At 72.4% G+C, this 21,133-nt stretch carries 19 protein-coding genes; 10 read left to right on the plus strand and 9 right to left on the minus strand.

Annotation, left to right across the window (positions count from 1 at the left end; translation table 11 throughout):
* The first annotated feature begins 448 nt into the window (after window positions 1-448).
* Both ABZY20_RS04730 and ABZY20_RS04735 read left to right on the plus strand, forming a co-directional pair.
* Complete coding sequence (locus tag ABZY20_RS04730) at window positions 449-2,734, plus strand: DEAD/DEAH box helicase (RefSeq protein WP_356436525.1); 2,286 nt, start codon at window positions 449-451, stop codon at window positions 2,732-2,734.
* 156 nt (window positions 2,735-2,890) lie between these two features.
* Window positions 2,891-3,763, plus strand: a complete 873-nt coding sequence (locus ABZY20_RS04735) for an alpha/beta fold hydrolase (protein WP_356436528.1) — start codon at window positions 2,891-2,893, stop codon at window positions 3,761-3,763.
* Here the strand turns inward: ABZY20_RS04735 and ABZY20_RS04740 are convergent.
* Window positions 3,760-4,653 (minus strand): NYN domain-containing protein, encoded by an 894-nt coding sequence (locus ABZY20_RS04740; RefSeq protein ID WP_356437396.1) that lies wholly within the window; start codon window positions 4,651-4,653, stop codon window positions 3,760-3,762. The two genes, ABZY20_RS04735 and ABZY20_RS04740, sit on opposite strands and share 4 nt — an antisense overlap.
* Before the next feature lie 205 nt (window positions 4,654-4,858).
* Here ABZY20_RS04740 and ABZY20_RS04745 point away from each other — a divergent pair, with 205 nt between their 5' ends.
* Together ABZY20_RS04745 and ABZY20_RS04750 are read left to right on the plus strand one after the other, a co-directional pair.
* Window positions 4,859-5,035: a hypothetical protein gene (locus ABZY20_RS04745; protein WP_356437440.1), complete on the plus strand. Its 177-nt coding sequence runs from the start codon at window positions 4,859-4,861 to the stop codon at window positions 5,033-5,035.
* 136 nt (window positions 5,036-5,171) lie between these two features.
* The gene (locus ABZY20_RS04750) at window positions 5,172-7,298 is read left to right on the plus strand and encodes a trypsin-like peptidase domain-containing protein (protein ID WP_356436531.1); all 2,127 of its coding nucleotides are present in this window, start codon (window positions 5,172-5,174) and stop codon (window positions 7,296-7,298) included.
* Window positions 7,299-7,310: 12 nt separating this feature from the next.
* Here the strand turns inward: ABZY20_RS04750 and ABZY20_RS04755 are convergent, their stop codons facing one another.
* The 3 genes from ABZY20_RS04755 to ABZY20_RS04765 all read right to left on the minus strand — a co-directional run bounded on the left by ABZY20_RS04755 (window position 7,311) and on the right by ABZY20_RS04765 (window position 9,872).
* Window positions 7,311-7,916: a MarC family protein gene (locus ABZY20_RS04755; RefSeq protein WP_356436534.1), complete on the minus strand. Its 606-nt coding sequence runs from the start codon at window positions 7,914-7,916 to the stop codon at window positions 7,311-7,313.
* A 222-nt stretch (window positions 7,917-8,138) separates the two neighbouring features.
* Window positions 8,139-8,999 carry a PHP domain-containing protein gene (locus ABZY20_RS04760; protein ID WP_356437399.1) on the minus strand — a complete coding sequence of 287 codons (861 nt, stop codon included), beginning with the start codon at window positions 8,997-8,999 and terminating at the stop codon, window positions 8,139-8,141.
* A 231-nt stretch (window positions 9,000-9,230) separates the two neighbouring features.
* A complete protein-coding gene (locus tag ABZY20_RS04765; protein WP_356436537.1) occupies window positions 9,231-9,872 on the minus strand; it encodes a DUF6758 family protein in 642 nt (213 codons plus the stop codon).
* Window positions 9,873-10,032: 160 nt separating this feature from the next.
* Here ABZY20_RS04765 and ABZY20_RS04770 point away from each other — a divergent pair, with 160 nt between their 5' ends.
* Window positions 10,033-11,256, plus strand: a complete 1,224-nt coding sequence (locus tag ABZY20_RS04770) for an MFS transporter (protein WP_356436540.1) — start codon at window positions 10,033-10,035, stop codon at window positions 11,254-11,256.
* Between the two features lie 30 nt (window positions 11,257-11,286).
* Here the strand turns inward: ABZY20_RS04770 and ABZY20_RS04775 are convergent, their stop codons facing one another.
* Complete coding sequence (locus ABZY20_RS04775) at window positions 11,287-11,871, minus strand: suppressor of fused domain protein (protein ID WP_356436543.1); 585 nt, start codon at window positions 11,869-11,871, stop codon at window positions 11,287-11,289.
* A 457-nt stretch (window positions 11,872-12,328) separates the two neighbouring features.
* On the opposite strand from ABZY20_RS04775, the gene ABZY20_RS04780 reads away from it, so the two are divergent.
* Window positions 12,329-13,447, plus strand: a complete 1,119-nt coding sequence (locus ABZY20_RS04780; RefSeq protein WP_356436546.1) for a magnesium and cobalt transport protein CorA — start codon at window positions 12,329-12,331, stop codon at window positions 13,445-13,447.
* 23 nt (window positions 13,448-13,470) lie between these two features.
* The gene (locus ABZY20_RS04785; protein WP_356436549.1) at window positions 13,471-13,983 is read left to right on the plus strand and encodes a hypothetical protein; all 513 of its coding nucleotides are present in this window, start codon (window positions 13,471-13,473) and stop codon (window positions 13,981-13,983) included.
* A 4-nt stretch (window positions 13,984-13,987) separates the two neighbouring features.
* On the opposite strand, the gene ABZY20_RS04790 is transcribed toward ABZY20_RS04785, so the two are convergent.
* Window positions 13,988-14,746: a hypothetical protein gene (locus tag ABZY20_RS04790; RefSeq protein ID WP_356436552.1), complete on the minus strand. Its 759-nt coding sequence runs from the start codon at window positions 14,744-14,746 to the stop codon at window positions 13,988-13,990.
* Window positions 14,747-14,968: 222 nt separating this feature from the next.
* Here ABZY20_RS04790 and ABZY20_RS04795 point away from each other — a divergent pair, with 222 nt between their 5' ends.
* The 3 genes from ABZY20_RS04795 to ABZY20_RS04805 are packed head-to-tail and all read left to right on the plus strand — an operon-like array spanning window position 14,969 to window position 18,018.
* Window positions 14,969-16,255, plus strand: coding sequence for a CBS domain-containing protein (locus tag ABZY20_RS04795; protein WP_356436554.1), 1,287 nt, complete (start codon window positions 14,969-14,971; stop codon window positions 16,253-16,255).
* On the plus strand, window positions 16,245-16,841 hold the full coding sequence (locus ABZY20_RS04800) for a DUF1003 domain-containing protein (protein ID WP_356436557.1): 597 nt from the start codon (window positions 16,245-16,247) through the stop codon (window positions 16,839-16,841). The genes ABZY20_RS04795 and ABZY20_RS04800 overlap by 11 nt, the downstream gene beginning before the upstream one ends.
* Window positions 16,842-16,884: 43 nt before the next feature.
* Window positions 16,885-18,018, plus strand: a complete 1,134-nt coding sequence (locus ABZY20_RS04805) for an Mrp/NBP35 family ATP-binding protein (RefSeq protein WP_356436560.1) — start codon at window positions 16,885-16,887, stop codon at window positions 18,016-18,018.
* Window positions 18,019-18,088: 70 nt separating this feature from the next.
* Here ABZY20_RS04805 and ABZY20_RS04810 read toward each other — a convergent pair whose 3' ends face one another.
* From ABZY20_RS04810 to ABZY20_RS04820, 3 genes are all read right to left on the minus strand, one after another.
* Entirely contained in the window at window positions 18,089-18,760 is a 672-nt protein-coding gene (locus ABZY20_RS04810; RefSeq protein ID WP_356436563.1) for a hypothetical protein, read from the minus strand.
* 222 nt (window positions 18,761-18,982) lie between these two features.
* Entirely contained in the window at window positions 18,983-19,414 is a 432-nt protein-coding gene (locus ABZY20_RS04815; protein ID WP_356436566.1) for a sec-independent translocase, read from the minus strand.
* A 185-nt stretch (window positions 19,415-19,599) separates the two neighbouring features.
* Window positions 19,600-21,133 (minus strand): trypsin-like peptidase domain-containing protein (locus ABZY20_RS04820; protein ID WP_356436568.1); only part of this gene is annotated, 1,534 nt, incomplete at its 5' end.

Consider the following 21,133-nt stretch of genomic DNA (forward strand, 5'->3'; position numbering starts at 1 on the left):
GGCGTAAGGCCCTGGTCAATCAGTGTGACGACGACTACGTGACCAAATCGGCCATCGCGTGTGCGGGATTCCGGGGTATGGTGGTAATGCGCCTGCTGGTACGTCGACGTACCTCGACAGGCCGCACGTATGAGGATGCCCGGTCGGTGGCCCGATCGGCTCCGACCCGACAGCCCTCCCGTCCGTACGGCACTGTGCGTAGGGAATCCGGAGGGACACCCTCAGCGGCACGAGCGCTAGAGCGTCGGCGCGGTCCCGTGCACCACGGCCCGCCCGTAGGCAGCCGACGTCCCCGGCACGGTCTGACACGACCCCCGCGCTCGCCTCGCGTCGCCCACACAGAAGAGGCAGCACCCTGACTACGACGTTCCGAGAGCTCGGGATCCTTCCCGAGACGGCCGAGGCCCTTGAGGCCGTCGGCATCATCACCCCCTTCCCCATCCAGGAGATGACGCTCCCCGTGGCCCTGTCGGGCTCGGACGTCATCGGCCAGGCCAAGACCGGCACCGGCAAGACGCTGGGCTTCGGCCTCCCGCTCCTCGAGCGCGTCACCGTCCCCGCCGACGTGGAGGCCGGGCGCGCCAAGCCCGAGGACCTCACCGACGCCCCGCAGGCACTCGTCGTCGTCCCGACGCGAGAGCTGTGCACGCAGGTCACCAACGACCTGCTGACCGCCGGCAAGGTGCGCAACGTCCGCGTGACGGCGATCTACGGCGGCCGGGCCTACGAGCCCCAGGTCGAGGCCCTCAAGAAGGGCGTCGACGTGGTCGTCGGCACCCCGGGCCGGCTGCTCGACCTCGCCGGGCAGAAGAAGCTGAGCCTGAAGCACGTCAGGTGCCTGGTCCTCGACGAGGCGGACGAGATGCTCGACCTGGGCTTCCTGCCCGACGTCGAGAAGATCATCAACATGCTTCCGGTGCGGCGTCAGACGATGCTGTTCTCGGCCACCATGCCGGGCGCGGTCATCGGCCTGGCCCGCCGCTACATGTCGCAGCCCACGCACATCCGCGCGGCCATGCCGGACGACGTGGGCGCGACGGTCGCGAACACCAAGCAGTTCGTCTACCGCGCGCACAACATGGACAAGCCCGAGATGGTGGCGCGCATCCTGCAGGCCGAGGGCCGTGGCCTGGTCATGGTCTTCTGCCGCACCAAGCGCACGGCGGCCGACCTCGCCGACCAGCTCAAGCAGCGCGGTTTCGCCTCCGGCGCGGTCCACGGCGACCTCGGCCAGGGCGCCCGCGAGCAGGCCCTGCGCGCGTTCCGCAACGGCAAGGTGGACGTGCTCGTCTGCACCGACGTGGCCGCGCGCGGCATCGACGTCGAGGGCGTCACGCACGTCATCAACTACCAGTCGCCGGAAGAGGAGAAGACGTACCTGCACCGCATCGGCCGTACCGGCCGCGCGGGTGCGAAGGGTACGGCGATCACGCTGGTCGACTGGGACGACATCCCGCGCTGGCAGCTGATCAACAAGGCGCTGGAGCTGGAGTTCAGCGACCCGCCGGAGACGTACTCCACGTCCCCGCACCTGTTCTCCGACCTCGGCATCCCCGAGGGCACGAAGGGCATCCTGCCGCGTTCGGAGCGCACGCGCGCCGGGCTGGAGGCGGAGGAGCTGGAGGACCTGGGCGAGCCGGGCGGCCGCGGGCCGCGCGGCCGCGGCGGCCGAGGTGGCCGGGGCGAGCGGGACGAGTCCCGCTCGGCCGACCGTGAGCGGTCGGCGCGTACGCCGCGTCGCCGTCGCCGTACGCGCGGCGGAGCCGTGCTGGACGGGGAGGCCGCTCCCGCCGGTGGCGCCGCGCAGGAGACCACGTCCGCCGGCGGCACCGCCGAGGCGGAGGCCGTCACGGAGCCGCGCACCCCGCGTCGCCGTCGCCGCCTCCGCGGTGGGGCGCCGGCCGAGGCGGCTCAGGCCGCGACGGCCGTCGAACCGACCGCGCCCGCCCCGGCGGAGAACGCCGTCGCGACGGCGGAGGGCACGGCAGCGGACGCTTCCGAGGCGCCCGCGAAGTCGCGCCGCCGGCGCACCCGCCGGTCGGCCGCGACGGAGACGCCGGTGACGGAGACCGCGACCGCGACCGCGGAGCCCACGGCCGTCGTCGTGGAACCGCCCGCCGCCACGGAGCCGACGATCACCGCGGAGGCGAAGGCCACCGCGGACGCCCCGTCGGTCCCGGACGCCCCGTCGGTCCCGGAAGCCGCGCCGGTGGCGACCGCCCCGGTGAACGCCCCGGTGACCGCCGAGGCCGAGGCTCCCGCCGCCAGGCCGCGGCGCCGCACCCGCAAGGCCGCGTCCGCGGCCGAGACGGCGGTCGACACGGCGGAGGGGACTCCCGGGTCCGCTCCGGAGCCGACGACGGAGACGAAGCCGAGGCGGACGCGCAAGACGGCTGCCGCGACCACGGACGCGGACGCCGCCGAGGCCAAGCCCCGCCGCACCCGCAAGACCGCCGCAGCAGCCGAGGCCGCCGTCGACACCGCCGAAGGCACCGACGCCAAGCCCCGCCGCCGCACCCGCAAGGCCACCGAGCCCACCGAGCCCGCCCCGGCCGCCGACATCCCGGCCCAGGCAGCACAGGAGCCCGAGGCCAAGCCCAAGCGGACCCGCAAGACCGCCGCGTCCAAGACGGCGGCCTCGACCGCCGAGGGCACGGAGGCCGCGCCCGAGGCAGCCCCCAGGGCTCGCCGTACCCGCAAGGCCACGGCCGCCGCGGACACCACGGAGAGCTGATCCTCCGTCCGACGGCCCGGTCCCACGCAGGTGGGGCCGGGCCGTCGGCGTTCACGGCGGCCCACGCCCCGCTCCCCCGCCCCCTCGACCCGCTGCCCCCGCTACGCGACCCGCTGCCCCGCCACCCCCGCTGCTCGACCCGCTACCCTCGCCCCCGTGACCACCCACCCCACCTTCCCCCCGCCCCCCGGCGCCCGCACCTACCCCCTGCGCACCGCCCGGGGCGAGTTCGCCGTCGTCGACTCGGTGCCCGAGGCGGACGGGGAGGTCAAGGGCGTCGTGCTGATGCTGCCCGGGTTCACCGGGAGCAAGGAGGACTTCTCCCTGCTGCACGAGCCGCTGCGGGAGCGGGGGTACCGGGTCGTCGCCGTCGACGGGCGGGGTCAGCACGAGTCGGACGGGCCGGCGGACGACGAGTCCGCCTACGCGCAGCGGGAACTGGCGCGGGACGTGCTCGCGCAGACGGAGGCGCTCGGTGTGCCGGTGCACCTGGTCGGGCACTCGCTCGGCGGCCAGATCGCCCGCGCGGCCGTGCTGCTCGACCACTCCCCCTTCCTCTCCTTCACCCTCGTCTCGTCGGGCCCGGCGGAGATCTCCGTCTCGCAGCAGCAGCGCGTGAAGCTGCTGAGCGACGCGCTCGCCGTGATGTCGATGGAGGAGGTGTGGGAGGCGATCCGGGCCCTGGGGCCGCCGGAGGAGGTCGGCGGGCCCGCCCGCGGCATCGGCGGCCAGGAGCAGCTCAGGCGGCGCTGGCTGGGCCACAAGCCGGCCCAGCTCGTCGCGACCGGACGGCAGTTGTGCACCGAGCCGGACCGGGTCGCCGAACTGGCCGCGCTCCCGCTGCCGTTCCACGTCTTGTCGGGCGCGCACGACGACACCTGGCCGGTGCCGGTCCTCGACGACATGGCCGTACGGCTGAACGCGCACCGCACGGTCGTCTCGGGCGCCGAGCACTCGCCCAACGCCGACCGGCCCCTGCCGACGGCGCGGGCCCTCGCGGACTTCTGGGACGGCCGGCGGCGGGACTAGAGCTGCGTCCGCAGGTGCTCCCAGAAGCCGTCCCGCAGCGAGCGCCGCAGGTCGGACTGGCCGCGCAGGGAGTACTGGAGCAGGCCCTCGGCCTCGACGAGCAGGTCCTGGTCGACCGAGCCGGGCAGGTAGGGGTGCCCGGGCAGCAGTTCCGCCAGCGTGTCCCGGCCGCGGGCCGCCAGCCACTTCGCCGCGATCTGCGCGCCCACGAACCGCACGTCGTCGCGGGTGGGCCGGCCCGCGCCCGTCTCATGGACGGGGGCCGTGCGGCGGGAGACGTAGGGCTTGAAGAAGTCGAGGTCGAGCGTGCGCTGGCTGTCGACCTCCCACAGCAGCGGCTCGGCCTGGTTGCGGCCCTCCGGGGCCTCGATGCCCCACAGGTGGACGCGGGCGCCGTAGCCCTGGGCGGCCTCCACCGCCGACACCAGGTCCTCGTCGCCGCCGAGCAGGGCCGCGTCGCTGATGGCGCGGTGCCGGGCGAGGGACTCCAGGTCGGTGCGGATGAGGGAGTCGACGCCCTTCTGCTGGTTGTTGGCGTTGAGGTTGCCCAGCCGGACCTTGACGTCCGGCAGCTCCGCGATGGTCTGCTGCTCCGCCGTGTGGATGCGGCGGCGGGCGCCGTCGTACCAGTAGACGCGCAGCAGCCGGCTGTCGGCGAAGATCGTGCGGGCCCGGTCGATGAGGGCGTCGATCAGGCCTTCGGCGTCGAGGTCGAAGGCGCGGCGGTCCTCGGTGCCGGCGACGAGGCGTCCCGCGGCAGCGTAGAGGTACCCGGCATCGACGAAGATCGCGTGGGTCGAGGGAGTCTTCGCCACCTCGGCGAGCATGCGCAGGAGCAGCTCGTTGGTGCGGTCGATGCGGGCACTGAGGTCCGCGAGGTCGTCGTTCATCATCTCCATTGTCCCGGCGGTCACGCTGCGAACACAACCGGTCCCGGTCGGTCCCGTAACAACCCTCTTACGACTCAGTAATTAGTTCCTCGAAAAATTTCCTTAGCGTAGGGAATGTTTGACGCGTGCAGCACCGTTGACTCATACGGAACACCGGGCACCGCAGCTCGGTGAGCCGACCACTCAAGTAGTTCTCCTCAGGAGGATGACCAGACGAAGGGAGAAGCCCTTGCGCTTCGAAATCATGCGACTGGACGACGTCGACGGCACGCCCGTGGACTCGACCGTCGTGGACGCCGCCTCCGTCAACCACATCGTGCAGCAGGCCGCCGCCATCGGGCAGCGCCTGTGGATCCGCCCGGCTGAGACCGCGGCCTCATAACGCGCAGCTCTCCCGCACCTTTCGCAGCCCCCGCCCGGCACAGGCCGTGCGGGGGCTGCGCTGTTGCGAGCCCCGGCGGCCCGGCGCGTACTGAAATCAGGGGGCCGGTGAGGGGCAGGACGGGACGGTGAGTCGCATGTCGGTGTTGGACCGGTCGAACCAGGAACTGCACGAGCAGGCCACCGCAGAGGCCGCTCGGCGCTACGAGGACTCCGCCAGCGAGCGCGAGCGGGTCGAGAACAGGATGGCGGCCGGGGTGCGGTTCCCGGACGCCCCGGACGCGCTCGCCGTCCGCGCGGACCGCATCCTCGACCGGGGCGGACTGTCCGCGTCGGCGGTCGTGGCGGACATCCACCGCGAGTCCATGGACCTGCCGGACGCCAACGAACGCATCATCGACCTGTCCAACGAACTCCAGGCCTGGAGCTTCCTGCCGCGCGGGGTCCGGGCCGGGTCCACGGTCGCCCGCGTCACCCTGCGCCGCGAGGGCCGCGAGCTGCCGCACGGCACAGGGTTCCTGGTCTCCCCGCGGCTGCTCATGACCAACCACCACGTGCTGCCCGACGAGGACTTCGCCCGCCGGTGCTTCGCGGAGTTCAACGCCCAGGTGACGGTCGACAACCAGCCCGACACCGTGGTCCGGATGGAGTTCGACCCGGAGGCGTTCTTCACCGCCGACCAAGGCCTCGACTTCGCCCTCGTGGCGCTCGCGCCCACCCTGGACGGCCGCCCGCCGGGCGAGATCTTCGGCTGGAACCGGCTGAGCGTGCAGCTCGGCAAGCTCGTGCTCGGCGAGAAGGTCAACATCATCGGCCATCCGGACGGGCGCCTGAAGGAGATCGTGCTGCGGGACAACGCGGTCCTGGTGCGGCTCGACGACTTCGTCCACTACCGGACCGACACCAGGCCCGGGAACTCCGGCTCCCCCGTCTTCAACGACCAGTGGGAGGTCGTGGCCCTGCACCACAGCGGCGTACCGAAGAAGGACGACCAGGGACGCGTGCTGCGCAAGGACGGCCGGCCCTGGAGCCCCGGCGACGGCGACGACGCGATCGAGTGGGCCGCCAACGAGGGCGTCCGCGTCAGCTCGATCCTGAAGCACCTGGCACGGCTCGACCTCGACCCCGGCCGCCGCGCCCTGCTGGCCGAGATGGGCCCGGACTCCGGCCTGGACCGGAGCACGGCCGCGGCACCGCAGACCCCCACCGCCACGGCCCCGGACACGACAGTCGCGGCACCGCAGACCCCCCTCGCCGCAGCGCCGGACGCGACGGCCCCGCAGGTCCCCTCCGCCCCTGCGGCGGTCACGGCCACCGCGCGCGCCAGCGAGGCGGCCCCGGCGCCCAAGAAGGGACTCCCCGCCCGGCCCACGGCCTTCGGCGGCCACCGCCACCTGGTCTTCCTGCACGGCAGGGACCAGCAGTGCAAGGACCCCGAGGAGCTCCGCCTGAACTGGACGGCGGGCCTGAACCGCGGACTCACCCTCGCCTCCCTGCCCCCGATCGACCCCAGGGACGTCTGGTTCCCGTTCTACGGCCCGCTCCTGCACCACTTCGTCACCGGCAGGGAGAGCACGGCCGGGACCATCCCGCTGGACCAGGTGAGCGCCGCGGCCGCCGCCGAGGTCTTCGCCGCGCAGTCCCCCACCGGCTCCTACGAGCAGCTGCTCTACGAGGCCGCAGCCCGGACCGGCATGCCCCAGGACGGCCCCGCGATCAGGGAGCGCTTCGGGGCCGGCGTGTTCAAGCCGCTGCACCGGCCGCTGAGCTGGCTCGCCGCCCGGTCCGACCTGGACGAGTGGACCATCGCCCTGTTCCTGCGCGACGTCGACCTGTACCTCGGCGACAGCACCGTGCGGGAGGCCGTGCTGGACAGCGTCATGGAGACGATGCCCACCTCCGGCGAGCTCGTGCTGGTGACGCACAGCCTCGGCACGGTCGTGGGCGTGGACCTCCTGACCCGGCTGCCCGACGGTCTCGATCCCGTCCTGCTGGTCACCGCGGGCAGCCCGCTCGGCATGGACGGGGTCAACGAGCGGCTCCTGGTCCGGGGCCCGCACCGGCCGGCCCGGGTGCACGACTGGGTCAACGTCTGGTGCCCCAACGACGGGGTGGCCATCGGCTGCCCGCTGGAGGACGAGCGCTGGGGCAAGCTCACCCAGCCGGTCGCGCCCAACGGCCGTGAGCGCGCCCACGACATCGACGAGTACCTGGGCCACCCGGAAGCGGCCGGGCCTGTCGGCTCGGTGCTCGGCAGCCCCTGACACGGTGCCCGTTCAGCCGCCCTGGATCACCTGGGTGACGCCGTTGATGATCTGCTGCACGGCGATCGCGGAGAGCATCATGCCCGCGAGCCGTGTCACCAGGACGACACCGCCGTCCTTGATGATCCGGATGATCACCAGCGAGTAGCGCATCACCAGCCACAGGACCACGTGGATGGCGAGGATCGCCGTCCACACGGACACCTGCGCGGTGACGCCGTCCGCCTTCTGCACGGCGAGGATGACCGACACGATCGCCCCGGGCCCGGCCAGCAGCGGCATGCCCAGCGGTACGAGCGCGACATTGACGTCCTTGGTCTGCTTCGGCTCGTCGGTCTTCCCGGTCAGCAGGTCCAGGGCGATCAGCAGGAGCAGCAGCCCGCCCGCGATCATCAGGGCGGGCACGGAGACGTGCAGGTAGGCCAGGATCTGGTGCCCCAGCAGCCCGAACACGGTGATCACCCCGCCGGCGACGCAGACGGCCTGGAAGGCCATCCGCTTCTGCACCTTGCCGGGCCGCCCGGCGGTGAGCGCGAGGAAGATCGGGGTGATCCCCGGGGGATCCATGATCACGAAGAGGGTGAGGAAGAGGGAACCGAAGACGGCGAGGTCGAGCATGAGCGTGATGGCCTTGCAGGTGTGGAGGAACGCGGGGAAGGGCTGCGGCCGGCGACATGCGCCGCTCGTCATCGCGAGCGCGGCCGGGACCGAGAGGGAAAGGGGGCACGGCGGACGACGCCGCGTGCCCGGCACATGACCTGGGGGCCTCAGGACCTGGACCTCAGGACCTCAGCGGCCCGGGAGGGCGTGGAGGACCCGCGGGGCCCGCAGGAGAGAGCGTCAGACGGCTCCGCCGGCTCCGGGCACCGGGAACGCACCGAAGGCCCGGCGCGTGATCTCGCCGTACACCTCGGGGTCGGTCGTGTACTCGCCGAGCACGCAGCTCTTGCGGCTGCCGTGGTAGTCCGACGACCCGGTCACGAGCAGCCCGAGTTCCTTCGCGAGCCCTCGCAGCCGCGCCCGGGTGTCCGCGTCGTGGTCCATGTGGTCGACCTCGATGCCGTCGAGCCCGGCCGCGGCCATCTCGGCGATCGCCGCCTCCGGCACCGTCCGCCCCCGCTTGCTGGCGCCGGGGTGCGCGAACACCGCGACCCCGCCGGCGCCCTTGATCAGCCGGAGCGCCTCGAAGGGGTCGGTCTCGTGCTTCTCGACGAAGGCCCGGCCGCCGTCGGCCAGCCAGTCCTGGGTGAAGGCGTCGTTCACGCTCGGCACGACACCGAGCTCCACGAGCGCGCTCGCCACGTGCGGCCGCCCGACGGACCCCTCACCGGCGATCCGCGCCACCTGCTCCCAGGTCACCGGAACGCCCAGCTCCTGAAGCCTGGCGACCATGCCGTGCGCCCGCGGCACCCGGTCGTCGCGGACCAGCTCCCGCTCGGCGAGCAGCGCCGGTTCCCGCGGGTCGAAGAGGTACGCCAGCATGTGCATGCTGACCCCGTCGAGCCGGCAGGACAACTCGGCCCCGGTGACCAGCGTGAGCCCCTCGGGCAGTGCGGCGACCGCCTCGGCGTGTCCGCGCGTGGTGTCGTGATCGGTCAGCGCGACGACGTCCAGCCCGGCAGCGGCGGCCTTGCGCACCAGCTCGGCGGGCGTGTCCGTGCCGTCGGAAGCGGTGGAGTGGGTGTGCAGGTCGATACGCACGACACGGACTCCAGACACGGACGACACGAAAAGGGCTGCTCAAGGATAACCGTATTTCCAGCCCCCTCTGTCACACCCGAAACCGCACAGCGCCCGTTACAGACGCAGCCCTTTACAGACGCAGCCCGTTACCGGCGCACCGCCCGACACGGCCCCCGCCACCGGCGAGCGCACGGACCACCACCGCGCCCGGCACCGGTGAGCGCGCCGCCCGAGCCGCCGTCGCGGCCGCTAGGGGTGGAGCAGGCGCGGTGACAGCGCCCCGCACGGCACCAGATCCACCTCGGCGCCCGCCTCGCGCAGATCCGCCAGCACGAGTTCGTCGTACATCAGCAGCCCCGACTGCTCCGGCCAGACGACCGCCCACAGCCACATCCCGAGTGCCTCGCCCGCGAAGACGGCCCGGTCGTCGGGTGCGCCGGAGACGTGCCACAGCGGTGTCGGGCGCCCCGCGGCCAGGACCTTGGCCTGGGCGGGCTTGCCGACGTCCATGTACGGCCCCGGATCCGGTCCGTCGATCCCCGCGTAGCGCGCCCCGAGCCCGACGCCGAGTTCCTCGGCCACCAGGATCAGCTCGCCCATGCCGCCGAGCGGCCCGGGCCCGGTGCAGGCCACGGCCGTCGCGCGCCCGCCCGAACGGTCGTCGCCCGCGCAGGCCACCCCCGTGAACAGCCAGCCCACCGGCAGCGGCCAGGGCATCCAGACCGGCACCTGGGTCCGGTGCACCACGACGTTGAGGGCGTCGACGCTGGGCGGTATCACGGGCTGCACCGGATGGACGGTGCCGTGCACATCGCACTGCCACGAGTCGGAGAAGAGGCCGGGAGCCCTGACCCGGCCACCACACTTCGGGCAACTGGGTTCGCCCCTCATAGGGCCCCACGGTCCTACCCCCGCCCCGCCGCGTCAAGGACGATCACCCAACCGGATGGAACCCTTCACACCCCGAATCTAGATGTATATTGCATTAATTAGACTCGCTAACTTAGCGGGTGCATATACCAACCAACTCCGCAGGGGAGAGGAAGCGCACATGGACCCCTTCGACCCCGGAGCGGGCGGCCTCCTGAAGCAGCCCACGTCCGTGTGGGCGACCGCCGGGGCGTCGGTCGTCGCCTTCATGGGCATCGGGCTCGTCGACCCGATCCTGCCGTCCATCGCCCAGGGCCTCGACGCCACGGCCGGCCAGGTCTCCCTGCTCTTCACCTCGTACTTCCTGATCACCGCCCTCGCGATGCTGGTGACCGGCTTCGTCTCCAGCCGGATCGGCGGACGCAGGACGCTGCTGCTCGGCCTCGCGTTCGTGGTGGTCTTCGCCGGGCTCGCCGGCACGTCCGGATCGGTCGGCGAGCTGGTCGGGTACCGGGCGGGCTGGGGCCTCGGCAACGCGCTGTTCGTCTCGACGGCCCTCGCGGTCATCGTCGGCGCGGCGGCCGGCGGCAGCGCCGCGGCGATCCTGCTCTACGAGTCGGCCCTCGGCCTCGGCATGGCCTGCGGCCCGCTGCTGGGCGCCCTGCTCGGCGACGCCAGCTGGCGCTACCCGTTCTTCGGCACGGCGTTCCTGATGGCCGTCGGCTTCCTGTGCGTCACGGTGTTCCTGAAGGAACAGCCCAGGCCGGCCCGCAAGACCTCGCTGCTGGACCCGCTCAGGGCCCTCGGCCACGGCGGTCTGGCCTCGGCGGCGGTCTCGGCGTTCTTCTACAACTACACGTTCTTCACCGTGCTGGCCTTCACGCCGTTCGTGCTGGACATGAGCCCGTACCGGTCGGGAGCGGTGTTCTTCGCCTGGGGCGTGCTGCTGGCCGTCTTCTCGGTGATCGTGGCGCCGCGGCTGCAGCGGCGGTTCGGCTCGCTGACGGTGCTCGGCGGCTCGCTGGTGCTGCTCGCCGCCGACGTGCTCGTGCTCGGCTACGGCTCCCACGGCACGGCCGTCGTGTGCACGGTCCTGTCGGGTGCCTTCATCGGCGTGAACAACACCGTCTACACGGAGCTGGCCCTCGGCGTCTCGGACGCGCCCCGGCCGGTGGCGAGCGCGGGCTACAACTTCGTCCGCTGGTTCGCCGCGGCGGCCGCTCCCTATTGCGCGCCGAGGATCGAGGAGTGGACCGACGTCCACATCCCGTTCGTGGTGGCGGCCGTCACCGCGGTCGCGGGCGCGCTCGTGGTCGTCGTGCGGCGCAAGGCCCTGACGCACGAGGCCGAGGAGCAGAAGACGCGGCACGCCACCGGGGACGGCGTCACCGTCCTCGCCAACTGACGCCCCGGCAGCGGAGGTTGGTGAGCTTGCTCACTTCAGCGGGACGGACCTGCGGGACGGATCCCTCAGGTCCGTCCCCTGGCTCAGCCACCGCTCCTTCAGCGCCTGCGCGCCGTGCACGCGCTTGAAGGCGGCCTCGTTCGGGGTCATCGGCAGCAGCGGCAGGAACCGTACGGGGTCCAGGGGCTCGTCCAGCTCCAGGTCCTCGACCAGACCGCCCGGCTCGGCGACCAGGACCGAGGTGAAGGGGGCGCCCGGCCACAGCGGCTCACCGACGTCGAGGGAGGCGCCGGGCGTCACGACCAGCCCCTCCACCTGCGGAGAGGCGGCGAGCACGGCCAGCGGGCGGAGCACCTTGTCGGTGTCGGCGAGCCCGGCGCGCACCGAGAGGACCAGCTCGGCGCGCGGTCCCCTGACCGGGTCGGCGACCACGGCCGTGGGGTCCGCCATGGGGTGCGCGGACATGCCGAGCGTGGCGTAGCGCACGATGTCGCCCTCCTGGAAGCGGAGCACCTCGACGCGGTCCGTGCCGAGGAAGGTGACCGCCGCGCGCGCGTCCGGTTCGCCCAGGGCCGTACGCAACCGGGCTTCGACCAGAGGAAGAACATCTGCCATGCGGCGAGCATAGAACTCGTCAGTAGCGGGCAAACAAGCGCCTTGACACGTCGGGCGGCTGCTACTCTTGCCCGGTGGTTCGGGGCAGCACGCTGAAGCGTCGCAGTCAAGCCCCGACGCCGAAGGAACTCCCTCACGAGGGACCGGCCGGAGGAGGTGGGACTGCAATGGATCGAAGTCGACCGTGCAGTAGCACCACGCTCTTCCCGCCGCTGACGTAGCTGTTCTGGCTCCTGCTGGCCGCCACCTCTCGCACTCGCTTCACGCGGAAGAGCGCTTCGTTTCGCTTTGCCTGATCTGCCTCAGTAGCTGAATCAGTAACGACACTCGCCACCGCGACGGTGCGGTGCTCCCCGCTTTGTGGACGTGCCAAACATCCGTAGTCCCGACGTCCTCATTCCGGGTAGTTCCACCCGCCGCCGGCGTCTTTCGTTGCCCGCCCGCGAAGGAGCCCGCCATGTCGATGATCCGCGACCTGCGCGCCGCCGTCCGTCCGTCCCGTGTGTCGCTGCGCAAGGACAGCGGCGCCTACGACGCCACCCGCAGCCCCGCGGCGGCCTCCGCCGTCGTCGACTGCGCCGTCTACCGCGACGGCCGCCGCATCGAGACCGACGCCCCGCTGACCCCGCACGAGGCGGTGCGCCTGGTGCGCCGCGACGGGGGGTTCGTGTGGATCGGCCTGCACGAGCCGACGGAATCCGAATTCTCCGGCATCGCGAGCGAGTTCGGGCTGCACCCGCTGGCCGTGGAGGACGCCGTCCAGGCCCACCAGCGGCCCAAGCTGGAGCGCTACGACGACTCGCTCTTCACGGTCTTCAAGACCATCCACTACGTGGAGCACGACCAGCTCGACGCCAACAGCGAGGTCGTCGAGTCCGGCGAGGTCATGTGCTTCACCGGCCGGGACTTCTTCATCACCGTCCGGCACGGCGGGCAGGGCTCCCTGCGGGCCCTCAGGCACCGCCTGCAGGACGACCCCGAGCTGCTGGCCAAGGGCCCCTCCGCGGTGCTGCACGCCATCGCCGACCACGTGGTCGACGGGTACATCGCCGTCGCCGACGCGGTGCAGGACGACATCGACGAGGTCGAGACCGAGGTGTTCTCCCCGGGCCGCAAGGGCGGCGCGGCGCGCGGCACGGACGCCGGCCGGATCTACCAACTCAAGCGCGAGGTGCTGGAGTTCAAGCGGGCCGTGGCGCCGCTGCTGCGGCCCATGCAGCTGCTCAGCGAGCGGCCGATGCGGCTGATCGACCCCGACATCCAGAAGTACTTCCGGGACGTCGCCGACCACCTGGCCCGCGTCCAGGAGCAGGTCCTCGGCTTCGACGAGCTGCTCAACTCCATCCTCCAGGCCAACCTCGCGCAGGCGTCCGTGGCGCAGAACGAGGACATGCGCAAGATCACCTCGTGGGCGGCCATCATCGCCGTGCCGACGATGGTGTGCGGGGTCTACGGCATGAACTTCGACTACATGCCGGAGACGCACTGGAAGTACGGCTACCCGGTGATCATGAGCATCACGGTCGCCCTCTGTCTCGGCATCCACCGCAGCCTGAAGCGGAACGGATGGCTGTGAGCGGCCTGGATAGGGTGGGCGCCATGACAAGCGAGCTGCTCGGCCAGGCCCTCGTCGAGGAGGCCACGAAGAAGTCCGGCCTCATCTGGGTCCAGGGCCCCGGCAGCCCGGCACGCGCGCTGTGGCACGTGTGGCACGAGGGAGCCGCGTGCCTGGTCGGCGACGGACCGGGCGAGCAGCCGCTGCCCGGGCTGGCCGACGGCGCCGAGGCGCAGGTGACGGTCCGCAGCAAGGACAAGGGGGGCCGGCTGGTCTCCTGGACGGCCCGGGTCGCACAGCTCGCGCCGGGCTCGGAGGCGTGGGACGCGGCGGTCGGCGAGCTGAAGGGCAAGCGGCTGAACGCGCCCGACGGCGAGGCGATGACCGACCGCTGGGCCCGCGAGTGCCGGGTGCTGCGCCTGGAGCCGACCGGGATCACGGCGCCGCTGCCCGACGGTTCGCTGTCCGAGCCTCCGCTGCCGTCCCCGGCCACCACCCGCCGGCCGGTCCCGGCGGCGCTGCCCCGGCTGCTGCTGAAGAAGCGCAAACGGACCTGACGGCCTACGACGCCGGCAGCTGCTTGCCGTAGTCCACCGTCTCGTTCCTCTCCGGCTCGCGGAGGGAGAAGTCCTCCTCCCAGGCGGAGAACGTGATCGTGCCCGCCTTGCCGGCCCGCTCCAGGCGCAGCGGGTACGGCTTGCCCTCGAGGGAGACCTCCAGGGTGCCGCCGGAGCCCTTGCCGCCGGTGACGCGGATGGTGCGGACACCCGCCTGCTCGTCGTGGCCGTCCGTCGCGAGTGTGCCGTGCAGGGTCAGCAGACCGTCGAGGAGGACCGCCTTGTCCGTGAAACCACTGAACTTCTTGTACGACGGGTCGCCCTGCGGCACCTTCACGTACTTGCCGCCGAGCTTGGAGGCCGCCGCCTCGTCCGCCTCGCCGCCCTCGCCCTGGCCGCCGCCGTGACTCCAGAACTCCGCGTCCGCCTTGACGAAGAGCTGCTCGCCGATGCGCAGCAGCTTGAACGTGGTGCCCTTCGTGGTGACCGAGCCGTCGCCGCCGTCGTCCTTCAGCCGCATGTCGAGGGCGTAGGTGCGGCCGCCGCTGACGACGCTGCCGTGCAGCCGGACCGCCCCGGCGGACTCGGCGGCGGCCCGGGTCTTGCTCTGGATCTGGGCGGCGGGGAGTCTGCCCACACCGTTGGTGCCCTCGTTCGGATCCTCCTCGGCGCAGCCCGTGAGCACCGTTGCCGTCACGAGCAGGGCGCACACGGCGCTCGCGCGTACGGCACTGCGGCTGCGGCCCTGGCGAATCGGAGTCACAGGTGGGGCTGCCTCTCTGACGGGAGACCTGAACGGCGTACCGCAGGGTACCGGGGACGTACGAGCAGATCGGAGCCGGTCCGTCCGGACCGGCCGCCGACGCGACGCCGATCGGTACGGGCTAGCCTGAAGCCCACCCGAGCGGGCAATTCGGTAAAGGCAGACACGACAACAGGCACCACCGGCAACGAGAACCACCCCGCACGTAAAGGAGCCGCGGCCATGGCAGCGGGCGCCCCCCGGATCTTCGTCTCGCACCTCTCCGGTGTCGCCGTCTTCGACCCCGCCGGCGACCAGGTGGGGCGGGTGCGCGATCTGGTCGTCATGCTGCGGGTGGGACAGCGACCGCCGAGGCTGCTCGGCCTGGTCGTCGAACTCGCCACCCGCCGCCGCATCTTCCTGCCCATGACCCGGGTCACCGCCATCCAGGCCGGCCAGGTCATCACCACCGGCGTGCTCAACGTCCGGCGCTTCGAGCAGCGGCCCACCGAGCGGCTGGTCTTCGGGGAGCTGCTGGACCGGCGTGTGAAGCTCACCGAGTCCGGCGAGGAGGTCACCGTCCTCGACCTGTCGGTGCATCAGCTGCCGGCCCGCCGGGACTGGGAGATCGACCGGGTCTTCGTCCGCAAGGGCAGGAAGGGCGGGGCGTTCCGGCGTGCCAAGGGCGAGGCGCTGACCGTCGAGTGGTCGGCCGTCACCGGCTTCTCCCTGGAGGAGCAGGGGCAGGGCGCCGAGAGCCTGCTCGCCACGTTCGAGCAGCTGCGCCCCGCCGACCTGGCCAACGTCCTGCACCACCTCTCCCCCAAGCGCCGCGCCGAGGTCGCCGCGGCCCTGGACGACGACCGGCTGGCCGACGTGCTGGAGGAGCTCCCGGAGGACGACCAGATCGAGATCCTCGGCAAGCTGAAGCAGGAACGTGCCGCCGACGTCCTGGAGGCCATGGACCCCGACGACGCGGCGGACCTGCTGGGCGAGCTGCCCCCGGACGACCAGGAGCGGCTGCTGAGCCTGATGCAGCCCGGCGACGCGGCCGACATGCGGCGCCTGATGTCGTACGAGGAGCGCACCGCGGGCGGTCTGATGACCACCGAGCCGATCGTGCTGCGCCCGGACGCCACCGTCGCCGACGCGCTCGCCCGCGTCCGCAACCCCGACCTCTCCCCCGCCCTCGCCGCGCAGGTGTACGTCTGCCGGCCGCCCGACGACACCCCGACGGGCAAGTACCTGGGCACGGTCCACTTCCAGCGCCTGCTGCGGGAGCCACCGCCCTCCCTGGTCAGCTCGATCGTGGACAGCGACCTGCAGCCGCTGGACCCCGAGGCGGACCTGCCGGCGATCGCGGGGTTCTTCGCGACGTACGACATGGTCGCGGCGCCCGTGGTCGACGAGGCCGGCGCGCTGCTCGGCGCCGTGACCGTGGACGACGTGCTCGACCACATGCTCCCGGACGACTGGCGGGAGACCGAGTTCCACCTGGACCAGGAGGAGGTGCCGACCGATGGCTCCTGAGCGCGAGACCCTGCGCGACCGCACGCCGGCCGGTGCCACGGCAGCCTCCCGGCCGCGCACCCGCCTCGACCAGCCGCTGCCGCGCCGCCGCCGGTTCCTGCCCGAGTACGACCCGGAGGCCTTCGGACGGCTGTCGGAGCGCATCGCCCGCTTCCTGGGCACCGGGCGGTTCATCGTCTGGATGACGGTCGTCATCATCCTGTGGGTGGTCTGGAACAGCCTCGCGCCCGGCCATCTGCGGTTCGACGAGTACCCGTTCATCTTCCTGACCCTGATGCTGTCGCTGCAGGCGTCCTACGCCGCCCCGCTGATCCTGCTCGCGCAGAACCGGCAGGACGACCGGGACCGGGTCAACCTGGAGCAGGACCGCAAGCAGAACGAGCGGTCGATCGCCGACACCGAGTACCTGACCCGCGAGATCGCCGCCCTGCGCATCGGCCTCGGCGAGGTCGCCACCCGCGACTGGATCCGCTCCGAGTTCCAGGACATGATCAAGGAGCTGGAGGAACGCCAGAACGGCCACCGCCACGACCCGGTCGTATTCCCGGCGGAACGGTCACCGGGACGTGACGCAGACGACCGCTGACGGGCTTTCCTACGCCCCGGTACGGCGCCGTACCATCGTGACTATGGCTACGGAAGACGCGGTGCGCGAGGCACTGGCGACGGTGAACGACCCCGAGATCCACAAGCCCATCACCGAACTCGGGATGGTCAAATCCGTGGAGATCGGCGCGGACGGGGCGGTCGCGGTCACCGTGTACCTCACGGTCTCGGGCTGCCCGATGCGGGACACGATCACGCAGCGCGTGACCGAGGCGGTCTCCCGCGTGGAGGGCGTCACCCGCGTCGACGTCACGCTCGACGTGATGAGCGACGAGCAGCGCCGCGAGCTGGCGTCCGCCCTGCGCGGCGGCCAGACCGAGCGCGAGGTGCCGTTCGCCAAGCCGGGCAGCCTGACCCGCGTCTACGCGGTCGCCTCCGGCAAGGGCGGCGTCGGCAAGTCCTCGGTGACGGTCAACCTGGCGGCGGCGATGGCGGCCGACGGCCTCAAGGTCGGTGTCGTCGACGCCGACATCTACGGCCACTCCGTGCCGCGCATGCTGGGCGCCGACGGCCGGCCCACCCAGGTCGAGAACATGATCATGCCCCCGTCGGCGAACGGCGTGAAGGTCATCTCCATCGGCATGTTCACCCCGGGCAACGCCCCGGTCGTCTGGCGCGGCCCGATGCTCCACCGCGCCCTGCAGCAGTTCCTGGCCGACGTGTACTGGGGCGACCTGGACGTGCTGCTCCTGGACCTGCCGCCCGGCACCGGCGACATCGCGATCTCCGTGGCCCAGCTCGTGCCGAACGCCGAGATCCTGGTCGTGACGACCCCGCAGCAGGCCGCCGCCGAGGTCGCCGAGCGGGCCGGTTCCATCGCCGTGCAGACCCATCAGAAGATCGTCGGCGTCGTCGAGAACATGTCCGGGCTGCCCTGCCCGCACTGCGACGAGATGGTCGACGTCTTCGGCACGGGCGGCGGCCAGGTCGTCGCCGACGGCCTGACCCGCACGACCGGCACGAACGTCCCGGTCCTCGGCAGCATCCCCATCGACGTCCGCCTGCGCGAGGGCGGCGACGACGGCAGGCCGGTGGTCCTGACCGACCCGGACTCCCCGGCGGGCGCGGCCCTGCGCGCGATCGCGGGCAAGCTCGGCGGGCGGCAGCGGGGCCTGTCGGGCCTGTCCCTCGGGATCACCCCGAAGAACAAGTTCTGAGACGGCCCTCCCACCCGGACCGTAGCCCTGAGGTGATGGGGCGCCGACGACCACCGGCGCCCCCGGCGGCTCACGCGTAGGCGGCGATGTCCTTCACCACGGAGAAGCCGAGCCCGTACGCGCTCATGCCCCGCCCGTACGCGCCCAGGTGCACGCCCGCGGACGTCGAGCCGGCCAGCACCCAGCCGAACTCCGACTCCCGGTAGTGGAACGCCGTCGGCACCCCGTCCACGGGCAGCGACAGCGTCGACCAGTCGGATCCGTCCAGGTCGTCCGCCAGCACCCACGCCGTCTCGGTCTGCTGCTCCAGCCAGTCGTCGCGCAGCGAGTGGTCCATCTGCCCGGGCCAGGTGAAGGACAGCAGCCCCACGCCCGCGAGCCACGCCGCGGAGGACACCGACGTGGCCTCCAGCAGGCCCGTGCCGTCGGCGCTGCGCCGTGAGGGGTGCGCCGCGACCGTCACCACGACCGCGAACTTCTCCTTGGCGTCCTGGTCGCCCCCGGCGGCATGCTCGTTGCGCACCGTCGGCTCGTCCCCGTGGCCGATCGAACCGTGCTCCACGGCCCCGTCGGCCGTCGTACCGACCTGCATCAGCCAACGCGGCCCCGTGAAGGCCTCGTCGAGGCCGTACCACGGGAAGGGCGCGCGCAGGTAGCCGTCGACCGTGCGCCGGGCGGAGGGGACCTGCTGTCCGCCCTCCGCGGCCGGCGCCTGCGCGACTGCCCCACTCGTCGTCTCCATGTGCCCGAGCCCTCCTCGCTCTAGTCGAACCGAGCGGCCCGCCCCCCTTCGGGCGTACTCGTCCGGTCCGCACAACAACTCGGCAGCATAGCCACACCGCTGCGAGCAGCAGGGAAAGCGCCCGGCGCGTGGGCCGCACGGGCGCCTGGTTCAGGCCGTACGCAGCCCGACCGGAGTATGAAACGCGTCACGTGCGCCGGGGCGCACGCCCTGGCGTGTCGCTCAGGTGGCGTCGATGTCGAAGGGCGGGCGGTCGTCCCGGCCGGGCGTCTCGGGCTTCTTGGTCATGTCGATCCGGCCACCGGAGGAACCAGAGGAGGACGTGTCGGAGTCGCGGCTGTGGACGGCGTCGGTGACCTCGGCCATCTCCTTCTTCAGGTCGAAGCCGTTGCGGATCTCCTTGAGCCCCAGGTCCTCGTTGTCCAGCTGCTTGCGGATGAACGTCTTGGGGTTGAGGTCCTCGAACTCGAAGTCCTTGAACTCCGGGCCCAGTTCCTCCCGGATGTCGTTCTTGGCGCTCTCCGAGAACTCGCGGATCTTCCGGATCGTGCGCGTCACGTCCTGGATGACCTTGGGGAGCTTGTCCGGACCGAAGACGAGCACGGCGAGGACGATGAGCGTCACCAGCTCGAGTGGTCCTATGTCATTGAACACCTGAAGCTCCTTGCGATGTCCTCGGTCCTCGGGCCCTCGGTGGTCGGTGCGGGTCGTGCCGTGGTCCGGGCCGGCTCCACGGTACCCGGGGATCCTGTCCGACCGGTACCGTCCCGGGGCCTCCGCGTGCGGGAGTGGGAGCGCTTTCCCGGCTGTTCGCCCCCACGCACCCGGGACGCGTCCGCTCAGCCACCGGACGATCCGAGGACGAGCGAGACCGTCCGCTCCTCGCCGCCGCGCTTCAGCGTCAGCTCCAGCCGGTCCCCGGGGCGGTGCGCCCGGGTCTTGACGATCAGTTCCTCGCCGGAGTGGACGCGCCGGCCGTCGACCGCGGTGATGACGTCGCCCGCCTTGATCCCGGCCTTCGCGCCCGGCCCGCCCGCGGTGACCGGCGGCCCGCCCTCGCTGCCCTTCGTGCCGACCCGGGCGCCGTCGCCCGTGTAGCCCATGTCCAGGGTGATGCCGATGACCGGGTGGGTCGCCTTCCCCGTGTTGATCAGCTCCTCGGCGACGCGCTTGCCCTGGTTGATGGGGATGGCGAAGCCGAGGCCTATCGAGCCGGACTGTCCGCTGTCCAGCTCGGAGCCGCTGCCGGCCGAGCGGATCGCCGAGTTGATGCCGATGACCCGGGCCTTGGCGTCGAGCAGGGGCCCGCCGGAGTTGCCGGGGTTGATGGGCGCGTCGGTCTGCAGCGCGTCCACGTACGACACGTCGCTGCCGTCGCCCTTCTCACCGCCGGCCGTGATGGGCCGCTGCTTGGCGCTGATGATGCCGGAGGTGACCGTGCCGGCCAGGTCGAAGGGCGCGCCGATGGCCACGACCGGGTCGCCGACCTGGACGTTGTCCGAGTTGCCGAGGGGCAGGGGGGTGAGTCCGCTGACGCCCTTCACCTTCACGACGGCGAGGTCGTAGCCGCTGTCCCGGCCGACGACCTCGGCCCGGGCGGTCTCGCCGCTGTTGAAGGTCACGGTGATCTCGCCGGAGGATCCGGCGGGCTTCACGACGTGGTTGTTCGTGAGGATGTGGCCGCGGTCGTCGAGCACGAAGCCGGTGCCGGTGCCCTGTTCGCCCGAGCCGCTCACATGCAGGGTGACCACGCTGGGCAGGGCCCGCCCGGCGATCCCGGCCACACTGTCCGCGTCCCGGGCGGCGGCCTCCTTCCCGGCCTGCGGCAGCTCGACGGTCCCCACGCCGCCGTTGCGCTCCAGATACGTCCCCATGGCGCCGCCGATGCCCCCGGACACGAGCGCGAGCAGCACGGCGCCGAGCACCAGCGCCTTCCTGCCCCGCTTGCGCCGCTGGTCGGTGCTGAGGACGGCGGCGCCGTTCTGCTGCAGGGGGCCGGCGCCTCCCGGCGCGCTGTGCGCGGCCCAGGGGTCGTACCGCTGCCAAGGGCCGGGCGCGTGGGCGGCGGCGGGCGGGGGTGCCTGACCCGCAGCGGCGTGCGGCAAGGCTGCGACCGAGGCCGAGGCGGCGTGCGGCTGGGCTGTGGCCGGGGCCGGGGCGGTGGGCGGCGACACGTGGGACGGGGCCTGGGCGGTGGGCGGCGGCGCGGGGGCCACATCCTGGGCTGCGGGCACCGGGGCCTGCGCGGGGAGCTGGGTCCCGGGCGGTGCGGTCGAGGCCTGCGCGGGGAGCTGAGCCGTGGGACAGCGCCAGCCCTTCGGCCGTCTCGCGGGGGATCCACTCGGTCCAGTCCTGGACGGTCTCCGGGCCGAG

The sequence above is a fragment of the Streptomyces sp. NPDC006624 genome (assembly GCF_040611555.1).
Taxonomy (GTDB): Bacteria; Actinomycetota; Actinomycetes; order Streptomycetales; family Streptomycetaceae; genus Streptomyces.